The sequence below is a fragment of the Mycobacterium cajalii genome (assembly GCF_045809005.2).
In the GTDB taxonomy this organism is placed as follows: domain Bacteria; phylum Actinomycetota; class Actinomycetes; order Mycobacteriales; family Mycobacteriaceae; genus Mycobacterium.
This window is the reverse complement of sequence record NZ_CM141436.1, coordinates 432,539-452,299: the sequence shown is the minus strand read 5'-3', so window position 1 is coordinate 452,299 and position 19,761 is coordinate 432,539. Positions and strand designations below refer to the sequence as shown.

The window sequence follows — 19,761 nt, the reverse complement described above, 5'->3', positions numbered from 1 at the left end:
ACGCCGCCCGCGCGTCGCGGTCGGGGTGTCACCGGCACCGGGGATTCGAGAAGGAAACAGTAGGCTCTTCCGGCGCAGGCCAATTCGGCCTGACTGGCGGATACACTGGTCGCGGGTGAAACTGGCGTCCTGTTCAAAGTCCATCGCGTCCGCAGTGATCGCTGCCGACGGCGGCTACATCGTGATGGCGGGATCGGACTCCACCCATACCTTCGAAACCACGGTGGGCGGCGGCCTGGCCAGCCTGGACCATGTCGAGGCGTATGCGGTGAACCATTGCGCCGCGCGCCGCGGCGCGACCGACTGCCGCATCCTTGCCGAGGGGGAGGGCGGGGGCGACCGCGGACAACGCGTACTGCGTCGGCGACCCGTACCTCGTCGCCCCGCCCGGTGGTTCGTTCTGGACCACGCAGTAGCGGCGAAGAGAAGGTCCCTGAGTCAGCACTGATCGTCGTCGTCTTCGTCGTCTTCGTGGCGCAGGAGTTTTTCGGGGTGCCAGTAGGTGTTGGTGCGGGGTTGGCCGCGCTCGAGGTGTTTGGGTGGGATCCACTCGGTGTCGCCGTTGGTGTTTTTGCGGGTGGTCCAGCCTTTTTCGGTGATGGGGTGGTGGCCGCCGCAGCCGAAGGTGAGGTCGTCGATGCCGGTGGTGCCGGATTTCGCGTAGGGGGTGACGTGGTGGACTTCGCAGTAGTAGCCGCCCACGGTGCAGCCCGGTGCGCTGCAGCCGCGGTCCTTGGCGTACAACACGATTCGCTGCGCGGGTGAGGCCAACCGCTTCGTGTGGTAGAGGGCCAGGGTTTTGCCTTGGTCGAAGATGGCCAGGTAGTGGCGGGCGTGGCGGGCCAGGCGGATGACATCGCTCATCGGCAGCAGGGTGCCCCCGCCGGTGAGAGCTTGTCCGGCGGCGGCTTCGAGTTCGGCCAGGGTGGTGGTGACGATGATCGAGGCGGGCAGCCCGTTGTGCTTACCCAATTCCCCGGAGGCCAGCATCGCGCGCAGCGCGGCGAGCAGGCCGTCGTGCTGGCGTTGGGCGGGGCCGCGAGTGTCTTTATCGATGGCGTCCTGGGTGGGGGTGCCGTCGACGCAGGGCTTGTCGTCGAGGTTGTTGCACATGCCCGGCGCGGCGAGTTTGGCCCACGCCGCTTCGAGGGTGGCGCGCAGTTCGGGGGTGATCCAGCCGCTCAGGTGCGACATTTTGTCGGGGCCCTGGGCGCCCAGGATCAGCCCACGCCGGCGTGCCCGGTCGGTGTCGGTGTAGTTGCCGTCGGGGTTGAGGGCGTTGTCGAGTTGCTCGGCCAGTGTGCCGAGTTGTTCGGGGCGGATGTGGGTGCCGTGGCGGGCCAGGTCGGCTTCGGCGCGGTCGCGGGTGGGTTGGTCGACCCAGCCGGGCAGCTGGTGGCAGAAGTGGCGGATCACGGTGACGTGTTCGCAACCGAGCGTGCCCTGGCGCTGACGCTCGGCGGTCTCGGCCAGCACCGGGGGTAGGGGTTCCCCGGTCAGCCCGTGGCGCTCGCCCAGGTCGGCGGCGTCGCGCACCCGCCGGTTGGCTGCAGCACGCGAGATCAGGGTGGCCTCGGCGATGGCGTGGGAGAGTTTGCCGCCCAACTCCTCCGGGGTGGCTTGGTGGGCCAGGGTGTTGATCACCGCATGCTCGAGGGCGGGCAGGCGCCGGCGCACCTTTTCCACCCGGCCCAGCCAGGCCAGCAACTCCGGGGTGGTCAACGCCTCGCAGTCGAACCCCAGCAGCGTGTCCAGGTCGGCGTCGAGCGCGTCGAACGCCGCACCCAACGCCTCCCGGTCAACACTCACACCCCGAAACTATGCGCACCCACCGACAGAAAACCCCGGAATGTGACCACAGAAACACAAGTGACACAAGTTATTTCAATGAAACTACAGCGTCTCGTCCAGCTCCCCGAGGCGGTTGGTCAGCCGCAGGTTCTCCGAGTAGTCGACCGGGCAGCAGATCAGCGAGACGCCGTCGTCGGCCAGCGCGGTCCGCAGCGTCGGCAGGAGTTCCTCGGCGCTGTCGATGTGATATCCCTTGGCGCCGAAGCTTTCCGCATAGCTCACGATGTCCGGGTTGCCGAACTTGACGTAGCAGTGCTCGCCGAGCTCGAGGTCCATTTTCCACTCGATGAGGCCGTAGCCGCCGTCCTCCCAGATCAACACCACCAACGGGATCCGCTCCCGCACGGCCGTCTCGATCTCCTGGGAGTTCATCAGGAACGCGCCATCGCCGGCGACCGCGAGCACCTTCGCGTCCGGCCGGGCGATCTTGACGCCGAGCGCCCCCGGCAGCGCAAAGCTCATGGTGGACAACCCGTTCGAGACCAGGCAGGTGTTGCGTTCGTAGGTCGGGTAGAGCCGGGCCATCCACATCTTGGTGGCCCCGGTGTCGACCAGGACCACGTCGTCGCGGCCCAGCGCCGCGCGGGTGTCGGCGACGATCCGCGCCGGCGCCAGCGGGTACCGCGAATCCTGTTGTCCCCGAGCGAATTCCTCGGCGAGCAGTCCCGAGCCCGGCACCTCGCCGTCGCGGTGATAGCGGTGGCCGTCGAGCGCCTCGGTGAGCGCGTCCAGCGAAGCGCTGATGTCGCCGATGATCCCGACGTCGACCGGATAGTGCGCGTCGACCTCGGCCGGGAAGTGATGGACGTGGATGATCTTCTTGTCGGCCTGCGGGTTGATCCGCATCGGATCGAACTCCTGAAGCTCGTAGCCGACGGCGATCACCACGTCGGCGTTGTCGAAGCCGAAGTTGACGTAGTCGTGCCGCATGAACCCGATGGTCCCGATGCTGTTGGGGTGGTCGTCGGGCATGACGCCTTTGCCGTGGAAGGTGCACGCGACCTTGATGCCGAACTGCTCGGAGAAGCGCACCAGGGCCCCGGTCGCGTCGCTGCGGGCCGCGCCGTGCCCGGCCAGCAGCACCGGCCGCTGCGCCCCGCGCAGGATGGCGACCGCGCGCTCCACCTGGCCGGGCGCCGGCGCGTCGGCGTGGACGACGTCGCGGCGCAGCGGTTTCAGGTCGTAATCGGCGACATCCGCATCGATGTTCTCGGGCACCGCCAGATAGACCGCGGCGGGGCGCTCGGTCTCGGCGGTCTTGAACGCCTTGCGGAACATCTCCGGGATGGCGTGCACGGTGGGCACCGCGGCGGCCCAGCGGGTGATCGGGGCGAACATCGAAACGAGGTCGACGTACTGGTGCGACTCCTTGTACTCGCGGTCGTGGCCGACCTGCGCGGAGATCGCGACCAGCGGCGTGCTGTTGGTGGTCGCGTCGGCGACGCCGAGCTGCATGTTGATCGCGCCGGGCCCGAGCGTGCTCGACACGACCGCGGCGCGGCCGGTGACGCGTCCGTACATCTCGGCCATGAACGACGCGGCCTGTTCGTGCCGGGTCAGCACGTAGCGGATGCCGGAGGCGGCCAGCGCCTGCACGAAGCGGATGTTCTCCTCGCCCGGCAGACCGAAGACGACGGAAACACCCTCGTTTTCCAGGCACTTGACCATCAACTCGGCCGCTTTAGTCATCCGGCACCTCCCTCGTCGCCACGATAGTGGCAGGCTGGATATCGGAACCTTTCACACCCACCGCGAAACGAAGGATGTCAGCGTGCCCATCGCCACCATCAATCCGGCCACCGGCGAGACAGTCAAAACCTTCACCCCGGCGACCGACGAGCAGGTCGACGCGGCGATCGCTCGCGCGCACGCCCGGTTCCAGGACTACCGCCATAACACCACCTTTGCCCAGCGGGCGCGGTGGGCAAACGCCACCGCCGACCTGCTCGAAGCCGAGGCCGACGCCACCGCCGCGATGATGACGCTGGAGATGGGCAAGACCCTGAAAGCGGCAAAGGCCGAAGTTCTCAAGTGCGCCAAAGGTTTTCGATACTACGCCGAGAGCGCCGAGGAGCTGCTGGCCGACGAGCCGGCCGACGCGGAAAAGGTGGGGGCGTCGCGGGCATATGTCCGCTACCAGCCGCTGGGCGTGGTGCTGGCGGTGATGCCGTGGAACTTCCCGCTCTGGCAGGCCGTCCGGTTCGCCGCGCCCGCCTTGATGGCCGGCAACGTCGGCCTCCTCAAGCACGCGTCGAACGTCCCGCAGACCGCGCTCTACCTCGCCGACGTGATCGCCCGCGGCGGCTTCCCCGACGGCTGCTTCCAGACGCTGCTGGTGTCGTCGGCCGCCGTGGAGCGCATCCTGCGCGACCCCCGGGTCGCGGCGGCCACGCTGACCGGCAGTGAACCGGCCGGCCAGTCGGTGGCCGCCATCGCCGGCGACGAGATCAAGCCGACCGTGCTCGAGCTCGGGGGCAGCGACCCGTTCATCGTGATGCCGTCGGCGGACCTCGACGAAGCCGTCAAGACGGCGGTCACCGCCCGCGTCCAGAACAACGGGCAGTCCTGCATCGCGGCCAAGCGGTTCATCGTGCACACCGACATCTACGAGACGTTCGTCGACAAGTACGTCGAGCGCATGCAGGCCCTGAAGGTCGGCGACCCGACCGACCCGGACACCGACGTGGGCCCGCTGGCCACCGAGTCGGGCCGCGACGAGATCGCCAAGCAGGTCGACGACGCCGTCGCGGCGGGCGCCAAGGTCCGCACCGGCGGCAAGGTTCCCGACGGGCCGGGGTGGTTCTACCCGCCGACGGTGGTCACCGACATCACCCGGGACATGGCGCTCTACACCGAGGAGGTCTTCGGGCCGGTCGCATCGATGTACCGGGCCGCCGGCATCGACGAGGCCATCGAGATCGCCAACGCGACGAGCTTCGGGCTGGGCTCGAACGCCTGGACCCGCGACGAGGCCGAGCAGCGGCGGTTCATCGACGAGATCGAGGCCGGGCAGGTCTTCATCAACGGGATGACGGTGTCCTACCCGGAACTCGGTTTCGGGGGCATCAAGCGCTCCGGCTACGGCCGCGAGCTGGCCGGGCTGGGAATCAAGGAGTTCTGCAACGCCAAGAGCGTCTGGGTGGCGTAGCCGCCCCGCCCAGCGGCCGCCACTACGAGAGGGCGGCAAGCACCTTGGCGTCCTCGTCGGCGAACGTGTCCTCGAGCCGCAGCGGCGAGTAGTCGAGGTCGATTTCGGCGACCGGCCGGCCGCGGGCGCCGGAGATGGTGCCGAAGCGCCGCATCCCCTTGTCGCCGGCGTACTGCAGCATCTCCTCCGGCGCTATGCCGAAGGGCACCTCGTCGCCGTAGATCGCGAAGCCCTCCTCGGTGACCTTGAGCGCCAGCGGGATGAGCTCGTTCATGCGCGTCTCGAACACCTCCCAGTTGGCGTCGCCGGCGGCCACGTGGCGCCGGCAGGTGAAGGTGCCCCACGCCATGTGGCGCCGCTCGTCGTCGCCGATGTGACGGACCAGTTGCTGCATGCCGGGCAGGATGCCGCGGTCCACGCAGATCCGGTGCCAGGCGTAGTAGCCGGTCAGCGCAGCATGCCCTCCACGATGTGGTTGTAGGTCACCGCGGCCCGGACCTGGGCGGCGTCCAGCCACATGCGGAAGACCTGGGTGTGCTTGGCCTCCTCGAACGCGAACTGCGTCAGGTACATCTCGTCGCCGAGCCGCCCCTCGGCCCGCATCGCGGAGATGAACGGCTGGATGTCCTCGGTCACCGACTCCTCGCCGGCGACGAACTCGGCGCACAGCCGGACGGCGTAGTCGCGCTCGAGGTCGGAGAGCCTCTCCCAGTCCGCGCGGTCGCGGGAGAAGTCGATGGCGGCGGGATCCCGGAACTTGGCGTTCCCGCCGGCGAACAGCTTGAGCGGCAGGCTGTCCCAGTTGAGCCCGCCGGCAGCCAGCGAACCCACGTGTGTCCTCTTCACGAGACCTCCTCGGATCGTTGCAGGGCCGGCTGTGCCGCGAACGCCGCCGCGAGCACGGCGACGAGCCTGCGCACGGCCAGCGCCGGCTGCTCCGGGGTGGGCTCGTCGAGCCCCAGCACGGGGTCCAGGCCGCGCATGTAGGGCGCCAGCGCCAGATGCGGGAAGATCATCAACAGCAGCGACAACAGCACGCCGGCGTCGGCGTCGGCACGCAGATCACCGCGGGCCTGCGCATCGCGCACCAGCGGCCGCAGCACCTCCAGGTAGTGCCGGTTGCTGACGCTGCGCACGCTGACGCGGGCCTCCGTGTCGACCTCGAGGGTCACCGCGGCGTGGATCGCGCGCTCGTGCGGGTGCTCGGCGTAGTAGGCGACCCAGCCGTCGAGCACGTCGGTGAGGAATTCGAAGAACGGGCGGCTCGGGTCCACCTCCCGGATGAGGTCCTCCATGTAGGAGCGCACCCGCTGGCTGGCGATGTCGGTGACGAACGCGTACAGGTCGCGCTTGTCCGCGAAGTACTGGAACAGGCTGCCCTTGGCCACGCCCGCGCGCCGGGCGATCACGTTCAGGCTGCCCCGGGAGAAGCCGTGCGCCCTGAACTCGGCCTCCGCGGCCTCGATGATGGCGGCCCGCCGGGCCGGGTCGACGCGCGCCCACGTCACCGTTGGCATGGTGTCTCCCGTCGTTGGTGACCACTGGTCACCCTATCGTGAGGTGCGTCACAGTCAAGCGGTGCGGTGTTCGCGTGCCACACCGGCGTGATTTGTGCGTTCCACATCCTGACTGGGGTCTTTGCGGGACCGATGGCGGTGCCGGGGCCAGTGCGCGGACTACCGTCGATCCAAGCGGTGCGCGACCGAATCGGCGAAGCGAGATCGCCGAGGTGACCTTTCAGCCCGCTCCGACAGCGAAAGGCCGGCAGCAATGACGACACGCTCGAAACTCGTGGATGCCGCAGTCGACGCCGACGCGTCTCGCCTGGTCGAGCTGTTCAAAGACCTGCACCGCCATCCCGAGCTGGGGTTCACCGAGACCCGCACCGCAGGGATCGTCGCCCGCGAGCTGGCCGGGCTGGGCTTCGCGGTGACGACCGGGATCGGCGGCACCGGCGTGGCGGCAGTGTTGCGCAACGGCGCCGGACCGACCGTCATGTACCGCGCCGACATGGACGCCCTGCCCGTCGCCGAAAACACCGGCCTGGACTACGCGAGCACCGTGCAGGTTTCCGGCGAGGACGACACCCCGTTACCGGTCGCGCACGTGTGCGGGCACGACGCCCACGTCACCTGGATGCTGGGGATGGCCAAGGTGCTGGCCGGCGCGACCGACGCATGGTCGGGTACCGCGGTGCTGGTCGGCCAGCCGGCCGAGGAACTGATCGCCGGAGCGCAGGCCATGGTCGACGACGGCCTGTACGACGTGGTGCCCAGACCGGATCACCTCGTCGGTATGCACACCGCGCCCGGCCCGGTCGGCATGGTGGCCGCCGCCGGCGGTCCGACCCTGGCCGGCTCCGACCAGGTGGACATCGTGTTTCACGGCGTCGGCGGCCACGGGTCGATGCCGCAGCTGGCCAAGGACCCGGTGCTGATGGCCGCCTTGGCGGTCGTCGAATTCCAGACGATCGTCAGCCGGATGATCCCCCCGCACGAGACCGCGGTGCTGACCGTCGGTTCGGTGCGGGCCGGCTCGGCGCACAACGTGATCCCGACCCAGGCCCTGCTGAAGGTCAATCTGCGATGGTTCCACCCGCAGGTGCGCGAGCGGCTGATCGACGGGATCAGGGCCGTCTGCGACGGCATCGCCCGCACCTACGGGATGCCCGAGGATCAGCTCCCGCAGATCACGCTTCCCGGCGGCTGCACGCCGCTGGTCAACGACGAGAACCTGTGCGCGCGGCTGGCCGCGGCGCTGGGCAAGGCGATCGGGCCGGACCACGTCCTGACGCACCTGACGCCGGTGACGGCGTCGGAAGACTGCCAACTGCTCAAAGGTCCGCACCATGACGTACCGCTGGCGTACCTGTTCGTCGGGGTGGCCGACCCTCAGGTGTACACCGAGGCGTTCGCGGCCGGGAAGCTGTTTCCCTACTCCCCGCACAGTCCGGACTACCGGGTGGACTTGGCGGCGGTCCCGTTCGGGGCCAAAGTCGCCGGCGATGTGATGCTCGAACTGCTCGGTACGTGAGCGGACGCACTCGGCGTGCCGATCGATCACCGGGCAGGCCGCGACGCTGAACGGCACGACGTTCCTCACCGCGGTGCAGACCGGGAACGTCGCGGGCGCGTTCGGTGCACTCGCCAATGCTCCGGCCGTCATCGCCAACGGCTTCCTCAACGGCCAGGGCACGATCACGCTGGATCTGCCGGCGTCGCTGCTGACGATCCCGGGCGCTACCACCCAGTCGTTGACCGCGGCCATCCCGATCGGCGGGATCCTCACGCCGCTGCAACCGGTGGTGGCGACCGCGGTGGCCAAACCAGTGGTTGGGCCTCCGGTCACCCAAACCGTCACGCTCGGGGGCACGCAGTTCGGCGGTCTCATTCCCGGTCTGCAGGGCGCATCGGCGGATCTCGCGACCGCGATCACACCACTGACTAGCCGCGCAAACCGGATTGCGGCTCAGGGCCGCATCCGGTAGGCGCCGCCCATCGGCAGCACGTATTCCTTCCAGACCTGATCGGAGCGCGCGGGATCGTGCGCCGGGCGGCGCAGCATCCGCATCGCGAAGCGGGCCTGCTCGTCGGTGGTCGCCTGCTTGTCGTGCAACTCCACGGCGTAGGCGTTGACGTCGCGGACCAGCACGCCGAAGATCTCGTCGATCACCGCCGGATCCACTCCCGACAACCCGGCCTCCTCGAGGATGAGCTGCGCGTAGGGCACCACCGCGAACAGCTGGCCGACCGCGAACGCGAAGTCGACGTCGCGCTGCTGCGCCGCGTCCGGGGTGGCGGCCGCCAGCATCTCGGCGAGCACGTCGACCTGCTCGCGCAGCAACGCCACATTGGGCAGGTGACCGTAGCGCTCGAACGCCGCGCGCCAATCGTGGAACCGCACCTTGCCCAGGCCGCCGGTCGGGCCCTGGGCGAACAGAAAAGCGTCGTCGGCGGCCTCGTCGCGCCGGCCGATCACGGGCAACGCGGCATCCGGGGCGAACAGGAAGTTGGGCATGAACTTGGCGAGCAGCCCGACGTTGATGTGGACGGTGCCCTCCAGCCTGGGCAGCAGGCCGATCTCGCGGGTCACGGTCTCGAAGAAGGTGTCCTTTTCCACGCCCTTCGCGGCGATGACGTCCCACAGCGCGGTCATCACCCGCTCGCCCTCGCCGGTCACCTTCGCCTTGGTGAGCGGGCTGTAGAGCAGGTAGCGACGGTCGGCGGCCGACGCGCTGCGCATGTAGTCGCAGGCCCGGGTGGCGACGAGCCGCATGGCGACCAGGCGCAGGTAGGCGTCGGTGAGCAGCCGGCGCACGTGGCTGAAGTCGGTGACGACGGTGCCGTACAGGCGGCGGTTGGACGCGTGGGTGATCGCCTCGTACATGGCGTGGGTGCACATGCCGACCGAGCCCCAGCCCAGGTTGTACTTGCAGACGTTGACCGTGTTGAGGGCGGCGTGGAACGCGCCGGGACCGCGGTGCAGGATGTCGGCCTCGGTGACCGGGTAGTCGCGCAGCGCGTAGTTGGCGACGTAGTTCTGCGAGTTCACCACGTTCTTGATGAGCTCGTAGCGCTCGTGGCGGGAGTCGGCGGCGAAGAAGACGTACTCGTCGTCTTGTGCCGGGGCGCCGGCGATCTTGCCGAACGTGGACACCATCCGGGCGACGTTGGCGTTGCCGATGTAGTACTTCTCGCCATTCGCTACCCATCCGTCCGCGCGGGGCGTCAGGACCATGTCGGTCTGGTACACGTCGGCGCCGTGCGCCTGCTCGGACAGGCCGAAGGCGAACACCTCGCCGGCTTCGAGCTGGGCGGCGGCCTTGCGCTTGGCGTCCTCGTTGTCGCTCATCCAGATCGGGCCCAGGCCCAGCGCGGTGACCTGGAACGGGTACCAGTAGCTCAGCCCGTAGAAGCCGACGATCTCGGCGAACTCGCTGATGCGGTAGGTGTCCCAGCGGCAGTCGTCCGCACCGTAGGCGCCCGGCGTCAGCAGCGAGGCGAAGATGCGCTCGCGCGCGATGAAGTCCAAGAAGTCGGAGTACCACACCCGGTCGTGGTCGTCGGCCTTCAGCCGGGCCTTCCCCCGCGACTCGAAGAACTCCACCGTCGCGGCCATGATCTCCCCCGAGCGACGGTCCGGGTATTTGCGCTGCAGGTGATTGGGGTTGAGCAACATGACGTGACCGTACTGCCAAAACGGCTTCGCCGGGACCCTGTTGGCCGAGCGCCGGCCGACCTAGCATCAGTCGCGTGTCAGAACTCAATACCGCCCGCGGGCCCATCGATACCGCCGACCTCGGCGTGACGCTGATGCACGAGCACGTGTTCATCATGACCACCGAGATCGCCGAGAACTATCCCGAAGCCTGGGGCGACGAGGAGCAGCGGGTCGCCGACGCCATCGACCGCCTCAACGAGCTGAAGTCCCGCGGGGTGGACACCATCGTCGACCTGACGGTGATCGGGCTGGGCCGCTACATCCCGCGCATCGCGCGGGTGGCCGCGGCCACCGAGCTGAACATCGTCGTCGCGACCGGGCTGTACACCTACAACGACGTGCCGTTCTATTTCCACTACCTGGGTCCCGGCGCCGAGCTGGGCGGCCCGGAGATCATGACCGACATGTTCGTCCGCGACATCGAGCAGGGCATCGCCGACACCGGGATCAAGGCCGGAATCCTCAAGTGCGCCACCGACGCTCCCGGCGTCACCCCGGGCGTCGAGCGGGTGCTGCGCGCGGTGGCCCAGGCGCACAAGCGCACCGGGGTGCCGATCTCCACCCACACCCACGCCGGGCTGCGGCGCGGGCTCGAGCAGCAGAAGATCTTCGAGGAGGAGGGCGTCGACCTGAGCCGGGTGGTCATCGGCCACTCCGGCGACAGCACCGACGTCGGCTACCTCGAGGAGCTCATCGCCGCCGGGTCCTACCTCGGGATGGACCGGTTCGGCATCGACGTGATCTCCCTGTTCGAGGACCGGGTCAACATCGTGGCGCAGATGTGCGAGCGCGGGCACGCCGACAAGATGGTGCTCTCCCACGACGCCAACTGCTACTTCGACGCGCTGCCCGAGGAGCTGGTGCCGCAGGTCATGCCGAACTGGCACTACCTGCACATCCACAACGACGTGATCCCCGCGCTCAAGCAGCGCGGCGTCACCGACGAGCAGCTGCACACGATGCTCGTCGACAACCCGCGGAAGATCTTCGAGCGACGGGGCGCCTACGAGTGACGCAGAGCGAGCCGATTCCGCCGATCGGAACCCAGATCTCGGCGCTGGCCGCGCTCGCACCCGACGAGCCCGCGGTCACCTGCGACGGGGTGACCCTCACCCGCGCCGAACTCGACCGTTCGACGAACCGGCTGGCCCGCGCCTACGCCGAGCGCGGCGTCGGCGTCGGCGTCGGCGACTACGTCACCATGGTGCTGCCCAACTCCATCGAATGGATCCAGGCCGCGGTGGCGTGCTGGAAGCTGGGCGCGGTGCCCCAGCCCCTGTCGGCGCGGCTGCCGGAGGCGGAGTTGACCGGCCTGCTCGAGCTGCGGCCACCGGCCCTGCTGGTCGGCCGCGAAAGCCCCGACATCCCCAGCGTGCCGGCCGGTTTCGCGCCCGACCCGTCGCTGTCGGACGCCGCGCTGCCCGAGGCGGTCTCGCCGGTGTGGAAGGCGATGGGCTCGGGCGGCAGCACCGGCCGGCCCAAGCTCATCGAGTCCGGCGGCGACAGCCGGGTGCCGGCCGCCATCGGCTATCCCCTCGGCGCGCAGGAGGGCGACACCACGTTGATGTCGGTGCCGATGAGCCACAACACCGGCTTCACCACCGCGACGATCGCGTTGCTGATGCGCCACCACCTGGTGGTGATGCCCCGGTTCGACCCGCACGAGTTCCTCCGGCTGATCACCGAGCATCGCGTCACCTTCATGACGACGGTGCCCACGATCATGCAGCGGGTGCTGCCCGTCTACCTGGCCGCCCGCGAAGCCGACCCGGGGGCCTACGACCTGTCGTCGCTGCGGCGGTTCTGGCACCTGGGCGCGCCGTGCCCGCCGGCCGTCAAGCAGGCCTGGATCGACCTGCTGGGGCCGGAAAAGGTCTGGGAACTCTACGGCGGCACCGAATTACAGGCGTTGACCTTCATCTCCGGCGACCAGTGGCTGACCCATCGCGGCTCGGTCGGCGTGGTGGTCGCCGGGGAGATGAAGGTGCTCGACGACGACGGCAACCCCTGCCCGCCGGGCGTGGTCGGCGAGATCTACATGCGACCCGCCCCGGGCAGCGCGCCGACCTACCGCTACGTGGGCGCCACGGCCAAGAACCGCGACGGCTGGGACTCACTCGGCGACCTCGGCCACTTCGACGAGGACGGGTTCCTGTACCTGTCCGACCGCCGCGTCGACATGTTCACCGTGGGCGGGCGCAACGTGTACCCCGCCGAGATCGAGAACGCCCTGTCGGCGCATCCGGACGTGCTGTCGTGCCTGGTCGTCGGGGTTCCGCACGAGGACCTCGGCCAGGTGCCCTACGCCCTGGTGCACACCGCCGACGGCTCGGGGCTGGACGCCGACGGCGTGCGGGAGTTCCTGCGCGGGCACCTCGCGCCCTACAAGCTGCCGCGCAGCCCCGAATTCGTCGAGTTCGTCGACACCCCGTTACGCGACGACGCCGGCAAGGCGCGGCGCTCGGCGGTGCGCGCGGAGATCATGGCGCGATCGCAAGCCCGGTGAGCGGTCAATCGAGGACCTCGATGCGACACTTCGTCCCGTGCGCGCGGGCCAGCCGCGCATCCAATGTCACCAGCGTCGCCTCGAAGGCCTCGGCGAGCGCGACGTAGAACGCATCCCAGCCACGCACCGAATCGCGTAGCTGCCACGCCCGCTCCAGCAGCCAGCGATGGCCCACGCGTTCCCCGGGCCAGTCCCGCAGATCGACGATCGCCTGCGACGCGCCTGTCGCGTCGAGCCGGCCGCGCAGGTGCTGGGCGCGGATCACACCCATCACTTCCACATCGATGGCGTGCGGCGCGGCGTGCTCGGTGTCGGCGGCGAGGCGTGCGGCGATCACGCCGGAGCGAGGTGTGTCCGCAACGACCTCGAACAGGCACGAAGCGTCAACGATCAGCATGTGGCCACTCGCCGCGCCACTCGTCCAACGTGGCCAGCACCTCGGCGCTGGAGACGGTCGAAGGCCGGCGTCCGGTTCGCGCCAGCCACTGCGCGATCGACGGCCGCGAGGCCAGCCGCACCGCCTCCCGGCGCAGAAGTTCGGGCACCGTGATGCCCTCCTCCGCGGCGCGGCGGAGCAGGCCGGCATAGACGTCGTCGTCGATGTCACGGATCTGTACCGTCTTAGGCATAAACGCACTGTATCATGCAAATCTGCATCACTGCTGGTCATCGACATCGTCACGGCGCAATGGCGTCCGCCTCCGCGTCGACAACCGGGACGTCCGTCAGTCGGCGCCCCTTTTCCCAGCGCCGCAACGCCTCCCGGCAGGGCGACTCGACCAGGGCGTAGCTCACCGCCGCGATCGCGAAACCGAACAGCAGCGTCAGCGCCAGCACCGTCGGCATCCGGCCGGTGAACGGGAACGTCCCGATCACCGGGAACACCATGGCCAGCGCGGCCAGGTGCCACACGAACAGCCCGTAGGACCAGCGCCCCAGCGTGACCATGCCGGTGCTGCCCAACAGCCGGTGCGGCGTGCCGGGCCGGTCCAGCACCAGCGGCGCCACCAGCGCGAAGGCGACCAGCGAGCCCATCGCGGTCTTCACCGCGAACTGCGCCGGTGTCCCCGGGACCAGGCCCTCCGGACCCGCCAGCGGCGACGCCGCGACCAGGTAGGCCAGCACCGCGATGACCGCCATCGGCACCCGACGGCGGGCCAGCCGGTGCGGCCACCCGACGTCGCTGTAAACCCACTCCGCCAGCAGCATCCCCGCGGCGAACCAGGAGAAGAACGCCGGCGGCCAGTTCAGGGGGTTGGCGCCGGAATCGGTGTGCCCGGCCACCAGGGGGGTCCAGCCCCACGCCCAGCTGAGGGCCGCCAGCGCCGCGATCGCGGGCACCCGGGCCCGGACCGGCAGCCGCCGCGCCAGCAGCGCCAGCAGCGGCAACGCCAGGTAGAAGCCGACCTCGACGGACAGGCTCCACATCTGGGTCAGCCCGCCGGTCAGGGTGAGCGGGACGTAGATCTGGGTGAGCGTCAGATTGGCCAGCCACACCGTCGGGCTGGCCTGGTCGGCGTCGGGCAGCAGGGTCAGGATCACCACGACCGCCACCACATAGGCCGGCATGATGCGGACGAACCGCGACCGCAGGTAGTGCCCGGTGCGGGGGCGCCTCGCGGTGTCGGCGCCGCGCGCCGCCGCGACGTGGCCGCGCCACAGCAGGAATCCCGACAGCGCGAAGAAGACGGCGACGGCCAGGTCGAAGCGGCTGAACAGCCGGCCGCCGACGCCGCTGGAGTGGCCCGTCTGGAAGGCGACGTGGGTGACGACCACGCCCATCGCCGCGCACGCGCGCATGCCCTCCACCGCGGGCAGGAAGCTGCGGCTCCCCCCCACCAGCCGGCCGTCGGTCATCGTCCCGTCGGTCATCATCACAGTGTGCCCGTGATGTCGTGCCCCATTCCGGGTACACCCCACTACCCGACTGCGGCGTCAGGTTCCTCCGCCGGGGCCCGATGATCTGCTGTTAGGGTCAAACGGGTTTGCCTGCTGCCTGGTCCGGCCGGCGGGCCCGGGGAGCAGCGAGGGGCCTCGATGGAGCATGAGGAGGACACGGCAACGTGAACCGAGCAGTCATGTTGCGATTCGCCGCGTGCGGAATCATCGGACTCGGAGCCGCCCTGCTGATCGCCGCGCTGCTGCTGTCGACGTACACCAGCAGCAGGATCACCAAGGTTCCGCTCGACATCGACACCACGCTGGTCAGCAACGGCACCGGCACCGCGCTCGACCTGGGGTCCCTGTCCACGGAACACCTGGTGACCAACAAGAACGTTCCGCTGGTCTCCCAGCAGCAGATCACCGTCGAGTCGCCCGCCAACGCCGACGTGGTCACGCTGCAGGCCGGGTCGACGGTCCGGCGCACCGACAAGCAGAAGGACAGCGGGCTGCTGCTGGCGATCGTCGACACCGTCACCCTCAACCGCAAGACGGCCATGGCCGTGTCCGACGACACCCACCCCGGCGGCTCGGTCCAGAAGCCCCGCGCCTTCGGCGACGACAACCCGCCGACCGCGATCCCGCTGCGCCACGACGGGCTGTCCTACCGGTTCCCGTTCCACACCGAGAAGAAGACGTACCCGTACTTCGACCCGATCGCGCAGAAGGCGTTCGACGTCAACTACGACAGCCAGGACGACGTCAACGGGCTGACGACGTACCGGTTCACGCAGAACATCGGCTACAACGGCGCCGGCAAGCTGGTGGCGCCCGTCGTCTACCCGTCGCTGTACGGCGGCAACGAGGACGGCAAGGTCACCGCCCCCGCGTCGATGTGGGGCGTGCCCGGCGATCCCGGCGAGCAGATCACCATGACCCGCTACTACGCCGCGCAGAAGACCTTCTGGGTGGACCCGGTGTCGGGCACCATCGTCAAGCAGGCCGTGCACGCGAACCACTACTACGCGCGTGATCCGCTGAAGCCGGAGCTGACGCTCGTCGACTACAAGGTCACCTCCAACGAGGACACCGTCGAATCGCAGGTCAACGCCGCCCGCGACGAGCGCGACCGGCTGGCCCTGTGGTCGCGGGTGCTGCCGATCACCTTCACCGCGGTCGGCCTGATCGCGGTGATCGGCGGCGCGCTGCTGGCCTCGTTCAGCCTGCGCACCGAGAGCGCGCTGACCGATCCCGGCCTGGACCGCGGCGACCAGGAGTTCTTCGGCCGCGGCGGCGACGGCCCCGTGCCCGGAGCCGAAGCCGAGACCGAGAAACTGCCGACCCAGCGTCCCGATCTGAGTCGCGAGGGCGCCGACCCGGATGCGCCGACTCAGGCGTCCGACGAGCCGGCCGAACCGGAGGCGTCCGAGCCCGACACCCCGGGCGGCGCACCCGAGCGGGACTAGCCCGGCTCGGACGGGCTCACCGTGCGCTGGACTCGGCCCGGGTACGCGCTGGCCCTGGCCCTGCTGGTCACCGCGCCGTTGCTCGGGCCCGGGTATCTGCTGTTGCGCGACGCGGTGTCGACGCCGCGGTCGTACCTGTCCGACGGTGCCCTGGGACTGACGTCGGCGCCACGGGCGACGCCGCAGGATTTCGCGGTGGCGCTGGCCTCGCGGGTGGTCGACGGCGGCGTCGTGGTCAAGGTGCTGCTCGTCGCCGGGCTGTGGCTGGCGGGGTGGGGTGCGGCGCGTCTGGTCGCCACGGCGCTGCCGGCGGCGGGCGCGGCCGGCCAGTTCGTCGCGACCACACTGGCGATCTGGAACCCCTACGTGGCCGAACGGCTGCTGCAGGGACATTGGAGCCTGCTGGTCGGCTACGGCTGCCTGCCGTGGGTGGCGACGGCGATGCTCGCGCTGCGGTCGTCCGGCGGCGCGGGCGGGTTTTTCGCCCTCGCGTTCTGGATCGCGCTGGCCGGCCTGACCCCGACCGGGCTGCTGCTCGCCGCGACGGTCGCGCTGGTGTGCGTCGGGGCGCCGGGCCCGGGGCGCTCGCGCCGGCTGTGCGCCGCGGTGGCGGTGGCCGCCGCGCTGGTGGCCGCGTTGCCCTGGCTGACGGCGGCGGTGCTGGGCTCCTCGCTGACCACCGCCGCGGCGCCGGGGGTGCGGGCGTTCGCGCCGCGCGCCGAGCCGGGCCTGGGCACGCTGCTCAGCCTGGCCAGCCTCGGCGGCATCTGGAACGGCCAGGCCGTACCCGCTTCGCGGGCAACACTTTTCGCGATCTGGTCGGCTGTCGCGCTGCTGGGCGTGGTGCTGGCCGGTGCGCCGGCGGTGGCCCGCCGGCGGGCCACCGCGCCGCTGCTCGTGCTGGCGGTGGTGTCGGTGCTGGTGCCGGCCGCGCTGGCGACCGGGCCCGGCCTGCACGCGCTGAGCGCGCTCGTCGACGCCGCGCCCGGCCTCGGGGTGCTGCGCGACGGGCAGAAGTGGGTGGCCCTGGCGATGCCCGGCTACGCGCTGGCCGGCGCCGGCGCGGTGGTGACGCTGCGACGCCGGGTGCGTCCGGCGATCACGGCGCTGGTGTGCTGCGCCGTGCTGGTCGCGGCCCTGCCCGACCTGGCGTGGGGCGTGGGCGGCAGGGTCGCGCCGGTGCGCTACCCGCCGGGGTGGGCGGCCGTGGCGGCGGCGGTCAACGCCGATCCCCGCGCTGTCGTCGTGTTGCCGGCCGGCACCATGCGGCGCTTCCGCTGGTCCGGTCCCGCGCCGGTGCTGGACCCGCTGCCGCGTTGGGTGCGCGCCGACGTGCTGAGCAGCGGCGACCTGGTCATCTCCGGGGTTCTCGTGCCCGGGGAGGGCGATCACGCGCGGGCGGTGCAGGGGTTGCTGCTGGCGGGCGCCGCGCCGTCCGCGCTGGCTTCCGCCGGCGTGGGATGGGTGGTCGTCGAATCCGGCACCCCCGGCGACACGGACGCGGCGCTGCGCACCCTGGACGCCCTGACACCGGCCTACCGGGACCGTGACATCGCGCTCTACCGGATCGGCGGCGACACCCCGGGCGTGTCCGCGGCCCGGCGCGGCGTGACCCTGGCCGCGCACCTGGCGTGGCTGGCGCTGTTGATGTGTAGCGGCGCCGGCGCGGCGGTCAGCGCGCTTCGGCGCCGCACACCAGCCCGCTGACGAATTGCCCGGCCTGAACCGCTTCCAGCACGTCGCGCATCGCGGTGGCGCTCTGCGCCCAGGAGAACTCGCCGGTGCGGGTCTGCGCCTTGATGCCCAGTTGATCCCGCAGCACGGCATCGGTCAGCAACTCCTCGAGGCGGTCGACCAGTTCGGCGCGGTCGTCGACCAGGATGCCGGTGACCCCGTCGACGATCGAGTCGGACAACCCGCCCGAGGACCGGTAGCCGATGGTGGGCACCCGGTGCTGGGCCGCCTCCACGACCGCCAGGCCCCAGCCCTCCTTGCGCGAGGGCAGCACGTGCACCCACGAGCTCTGCAGCACGTGGTGTTTGGTCATGTCGTCGACGTGGCCGTGGAAGACCACCGCGTCGGCGATGCCCAGGGAGTGCACGTGCTCGACGAGCCGCCGCCGCCACCAGCCGTCGCCGACGATGTCGAGGCGCAGACCGGGGATCCCCGGCCGGCGGCGGCGCAGCTCCGCGACCGCTTCCAGCGCATCCTCGATCTGCTTGTGCGGCACCAGCCGCGAGAGCACCACCACCCGCGGGGTCGCCGCCTGCGGGGCGCACAACGACGGCGCCGGCGCCTCGTCGAGGCCGTTGCGCACGACCGCGATCCGCTCGTCGTCCACCCCGAGGGCGACCAGGTCCCGGGCCGAGGGCAGCGACACCGTCAGGTACTGGTTGCGCCGGTTCAGCCACGGCGACAGCTTCGACTCGACGAACCAGCCGACCCGGCCGAGCACCGGCCCTGCCACCGGCCACTGCTCGCGATGGCAGTGGTGCACCAGCACCACCACCCGGCGCCCGTACACCAGCCGGGCCAGGAACGGCAGGCCGTTCTGCGCGTCGACGACCACGTCGGGCCGCGCCCGCCGCAGCCGCGCCAGCCCCAGCCGCGCCCCGGCTTCGGACAGGGCCATCACCAGCAGCGCCCACACGTACACCGAGTAGCGGCCACCGGCGCGCACGATCCGTACGCCGTCGACCACCTCGCGGCGCGGCGCGCCCGCATAGTGTGCGGTCCGCAGTGTGACGGCAACGCCGGAGCCGGCCAGTTGCGCGCCGATGCGCTGCAGGTAGGCCTCGCTGCCTCCGCCCTGGGGGTGGCCGGTGTCGCGCCAGCACAACAGCAGTACGGAGCGCAGGGAAGACATCGAGTTCAGCCTAGCCGGGGGGAGACTGCATAGGGTTGGCCGGTGGCCGTCACCGACGTCTTCGCCCGCCGGGCGACGCTGGCCCGCTCGCTGCGGCTGCTCTCGGCGTTCCGGTTCGAACAGCGCGACCCGCCGCGGTTCTACCGGGCGCTGGCCGCCGACACCGCGGCGATGGTCGACGACCTGTGGCGGGCGAGCCGCGGCGAGGCCCCGGCCGGCCGCACCCTGCTCGACGTCGGCGGCGGCCCCGGCTACTTCGCGGCGGCCTTCGGCCGCGCCGGTGTCCGCTACATCGGCGTCGAGCCGGACCCGAACGAGATGCACGCGGGCGGCCCGGCGGTCGACCGGGGGAACGGCACGTTCGTGCGGGCGTCGGGCATGGCGCTGCCGTTCGCCGACGACTCGGTGGACATCTGCCTGTCCTCCAACGTCGCCGAGCACGTGCCGCGGCCGTGGCAGCTCGGCGGCGAGATGCTGCGGGTCACCAGGCCGGGCGGGCTGGTGGTCCTGTCCTACACCGTCTGGCTGGGCCCCTTCGGCGGCCACGAGATGGGGCTGACCCACTATCTGGGCGGCGCGCGCGCCGCCGCGCGGTACGCCCGCAAACACGGCCACCGGGCCAAAAACGACTACGGGTCGTCGTTGTTCGCGGTGTCGGCCGCCGACGGGCTGACCTGGGCCGCGAGCACGGGCGCGGCGGTCGCCGCATTTCCCCGCTACCACCCCCGATGGGCCTGGTGGATGACGTCGGTGCCGGTGCTGCGCGAGTTCCTCGTCAGCAATCTGGTGCTGGTCCTCAAACCGCGGGAATGAAACATGTTCT

General features: G+C 70.5%; 17 protein-coding genes and 1 pseudogene. 9 read left to right on the top strand and 9 right to left on the bottom strand.

Features of this window, described 5'->3' with window-relative positions; genetic code table 11:
* Positions 1 to 115: 115 nt before the first annotated feature.
* Positions 116 to 448, top strand: coding sequence for a hypothetical protein (locus ACJ512_RS02190; protein WP_461479949.1), 333 nt, complete (start codon positions 116 to 118; stop codon positions 446 to 448).
* Here ACJ512_RS02190 and ACJ512_RS02185 read toward each other — a convergent pair.
* Complete coding sequence (locus ACJ512_RS02185; protein ID WP_461479948.1) at positions 439 to 1,809, bottom strand: HNH endonuclease signature motif containing protein; 1,371 nt, start codon at positions 1,807 to 1,809, stop codon at positions 439 to 441. The two genes, ACJ512_RS02190 and ACJ512_RS02185, sit on opposite strands and share 10 nt — an antisense overlap.
* A gap of 84 nt (positions 1,810 to 1,893) precedes the next feature.
* Positions 1,894 to 3,540 (bottom strand): acetolactate synthase large subunit, encoded by a 1,647-nt coding sequence (locus ACJ512_RS02180; protein WP_407688965.1) that lies wholly within the window; start codon positions 3,538 to 3,540, stop codon positions 1,894 to 1,896.
* Positions 3,541 to 3,622: 82 nt separating this feature from the next.
* Here ACJ512_RS02180 and ACJ512_RS02175 point away from each other — a divergent pair, with 82 nt between their 5' ends.
* Positions 3,623 to 4,999, top strand: a complete 1,377-nt coding sequence (locus tag ACJ512_RS02175; protein ID WP_407688964.1) for an NADP-dependent succinic semialdehyde dehydrogenase — start codon at positions 3,623 to 3,625, stop codon at positions 4,997 to 4,999.
* A 22-nt stretch (positions 5,000 to 5,021) separates the two neighbouring features.
* Here the strand turns inward: ACJ512_RS02175 and ACJ512_RS02170 are convergent.
* Positions 5,022 to 5,845 (bottom strand): annotated as a pseudogene (locus ACJ512_RS02170) (R2-like ligand-binding oxidase).
* Positions 5,842 to 6,516: a TetR/AcrR family transcriptional regulator gene (locus ACJ512_RS02165; protein WP_407688963.1), complete on the bottom strand. Its 675-nt coding sequence runs from the start codon at positions 6,514 to 6,516 to the stop codon at positions 5,842 to 5,844. Before ACJ512_RS02165 ends, ACJ512_RS02170 begins: the two are co-directional and overlap by 4 nt.
* A 253-nt stretch (positions 6,517 to 6,769) precedes the next feature.
* Between ACJ512_RS02165 and ACJ512_RS02160 the strand changes: the two genes are divergently transcribed.
* Both ACJ512_RS02160 and ACJ512_RS02155 read left to right on the top strand, forming a co-directional pair.
* Entirely contained in the window at positions 6,770 to 8,032 is a 1,263-nt protein-coding gene (locus tag ACJ512_RS02160; RefSeq protein ID WP_407688962.1) for an amidohydrolase, read from the top strand.
* A gap of 73 nt (positions 8,033 to 8,105) precedes the next feature.
* Positions 8,106 to 8,486 carry a hypothetical protein gene (locus ACJ512_RS02155; protein ID WP_407688961.1) on the top strand — a complete coding sequence of 127 codons (381 nt, stop codon included), beginning with the start codon at positions 8,106 to 8,108 and terminating at the stop codon, positions 8,484 to 8,486.
* Here the strand turns inward: ACJ512_RS02155 and ACJ512_RS02150 are convergent.
* Entirely contained in the window at positions 8,468 to 10,177 is a 1,710-nt protein-coding gene (locus tag ACJ512_RS02150) for an acyl-CoA dehydrogenase (RefSeq protein WP_407688960.1), read from the bottom strand. The two genes, ACJ512_RS02155 and ACJ512_RS02150, sit on opposite strands and share 19 nt — an antisense overlap.
* 74 nt (positions 10,178 to 10,251) lie before the next feature.
* Between ACJ512_RS02150 and ACJ512_RS02145 the strand changes: the two genes are divergently transcribed.
* Both ACJ512_RS02145 and ACJ512_RS02140 read left to right on the top strand, forming a co-directional pair.
* On the top strand, positions 10,252 to 11,232 hold the full coding sequence (locus ACJ512_RS02145; protein ID WP_369741070.1) for a phosphotriesterase family protein: 981 nt from the start codon (positions 10,252 to 10,254) through the stop codon (positions 11,230 to 11,232).
* Complete coding sequence (locus ACJ512_RS02140) at positions 11,229 to 12,725, top strand: AMP-binding protein (protein WP_407688959.1); 1,497 nt, start codon at positions 11,229 to 11,231, stop codon at positions 12,723 to 12,725. Before ACJ512_RS02145 ends, ACJ512_RS02140 begins: the two co-directional genes overlap by 4 nt.
* Before the next feature lie 4 nt (positions 12,726 to 12,729).
* Here the strand turns inward: ACJ512_RS02140 and ACJ512_RS02135 are convergent, their stop codons facing one another.
* The 3 genes from ACJ512_RS02135 to ACJ512_RS02125 are packed head-to-tail and all read right to left on the bottom strand — an operon-like array spanning position 12,730 to position 14,600.
* Entirely contained in the window at positions 12,730 to 13,122 is a 393-nt protein-coding gene (locus tag ACJ512_RS02135) for a type II toxin-antitoxin system VapC family toxin (protein WP_407688958.1), read from the bottom strand.
* A complete protein-coding gene (locus ACJ512_RS02130) occupies positions 13,109 to 13,354 on the bottom strand; it encodes a hypothetical protein (RefSeq protein ID WP_407688957.1) in 246 nt (81 codons plus the stop codon). Before ACJ512_RS02130 ends, ACJ512_RS02135 begins: the two co-directional genes overlap by 14 nt.
* A 49-nt stretch (positions 13,355 to 13,403) precedes the next feature.
* Positions 13,404 to 14,600, bottom strand: a complete 1,197-nt coding sequence (locus ACJ512_RS02125; RefSeq protein WP_407688956.1) for an acyltransferase family protein — start codon at positions 14,598 to 14,600, stop codon at positions 13,404 to 13,406.
* Positions 14,601 to 14,788: 188 nt separating this feature from the next.
* On the opposite strand from ACJ512_RS02125, the gene ACJ512_RS02120 reads away from it, so the two are divergent.
* The gene (locus tag ACJ512_RS02120) at positions 14,789 to 16,072 is read left to right on the top strand and encodes a PorA family protein (RefSeq protein ID WP_407688955.1); all 1,284 of its coding nucleotides are present in this window, start codon (positions 14,789 to 14,791) and stop codon (positions 16,070 to 16,072) included.
* 21 nt (positions 16,073 to 16,093) lie between these two features.
* Positions 16,094 to 17,779, top strand: coding sequence for a hypothetical protein (locus tag ACJ512_RS02115; protein ID WP_461479947.1), 1,686 nt, complete (start codon positions 16,094 to 16,096; stop codon positions 17,777 to 17,779).
* Here the strand turns inward: ACJ512_RS02115 and ACJ512_RS02110 are convergent.
* Positions 17,745 to 18,938 carry a glycosyltransferase family 4 protein gene (locus tag ACJ512_RS02110; RefSeq protein ID WP_407688421.1) on the bottom strand — a complete coding sequence of 398 codons (1,194 nt, stop codon included), beginning with the start codon at positions 18,936 to 18,938 and terminating at the stop codon, positions 17,745 to 17,747. The two genes, ACJ512_RS02115 and ACJ512_RS02110, sit on opposite strands and share 35 nt — an antisense overlap.
* 42 nt (positions 18,939 to 18,980) lie before the next feature.
* On the opposite strand from ACJ512_RS02110, the gene ACJ512_RS02105 reads away from it, so the two are divergent.
* The gene (locus ACJ512_RS02105) at positions 18,981 to 19,751 is read left to right on the top strand and encodes a class I SAM-dependent methyltransferase (protein ID WP_407688420.1); all 771 of its coding nucleotides are present in this window, start codon (positions 18,981 to 18,983) and stop codon (positions 19,749 to 19,751) included.
* Positions 19,752 to 19,761 lie beyond the last annotated feature (10 nt).

Excerpts from the sequence above, each read along its gene's own strand:
- ACJ512_RS02180 (WP_407688965.1), bottom strand. The coding sequence starts at position 3,540 with ATGACTAAAGCGGCCGAGTTGATGGTCAAGTGCCTGGAAAACGAGGGT.
- ACJ512_RS02165 (WP_407688963.1), bottom strand. The coding sequence starts at position 6,516 with ATGCCAACGGTGACGTGGGCGCGCGTCGACCCGGCCCGGCGGGCCGCC.
- ACJ512_RS02160 (WP_407688962.1), top strand. The coding sequence starts at position 6,770 with ATGACGACACGCTCGAAACTCGTGGATGCCGCAGTCGACGCCGACGCG.
- ACJ512_RS02150 (WP_407688960.1), bottom strand. The coding sequence starts at position 10,177 with ATGTTGCTCAACCCCAATCACCTGCAGCGCAAATACCCGGACCGTCGC.
- ACJ512_RS02135 (WP_407688958.1), bottom strand. The coding sequence starts at position 13,122 with ATGCTGATCGTTGACGCTTCGTGCCTGTTCGAGGTCGTTGCGGACACA.
- ACJ512_RS02130 (WP_407688957.1), bottom strand. The coding sequence starts at position 13,354 with ATGCCTAAGACGGTACAGATCCGTGACATCGACGACGACGTCTATGCC.
- ACJ512_RS02125 (WP_407688956.1), bottom strand. The coding sequence starts at position 14,600 with ATGATGACCGACGGGACGATGACCGACGGCCGGCTGGTGGGGGGGAGC.
- ACJ512_RS02110 (WP_407688421.1), bottom strand. The coding sequence starts at position 18,938 with ATGTCTTCCCTGCGCTCCGTACTGCTGTTGTGCTGGCGCGACACCGGC.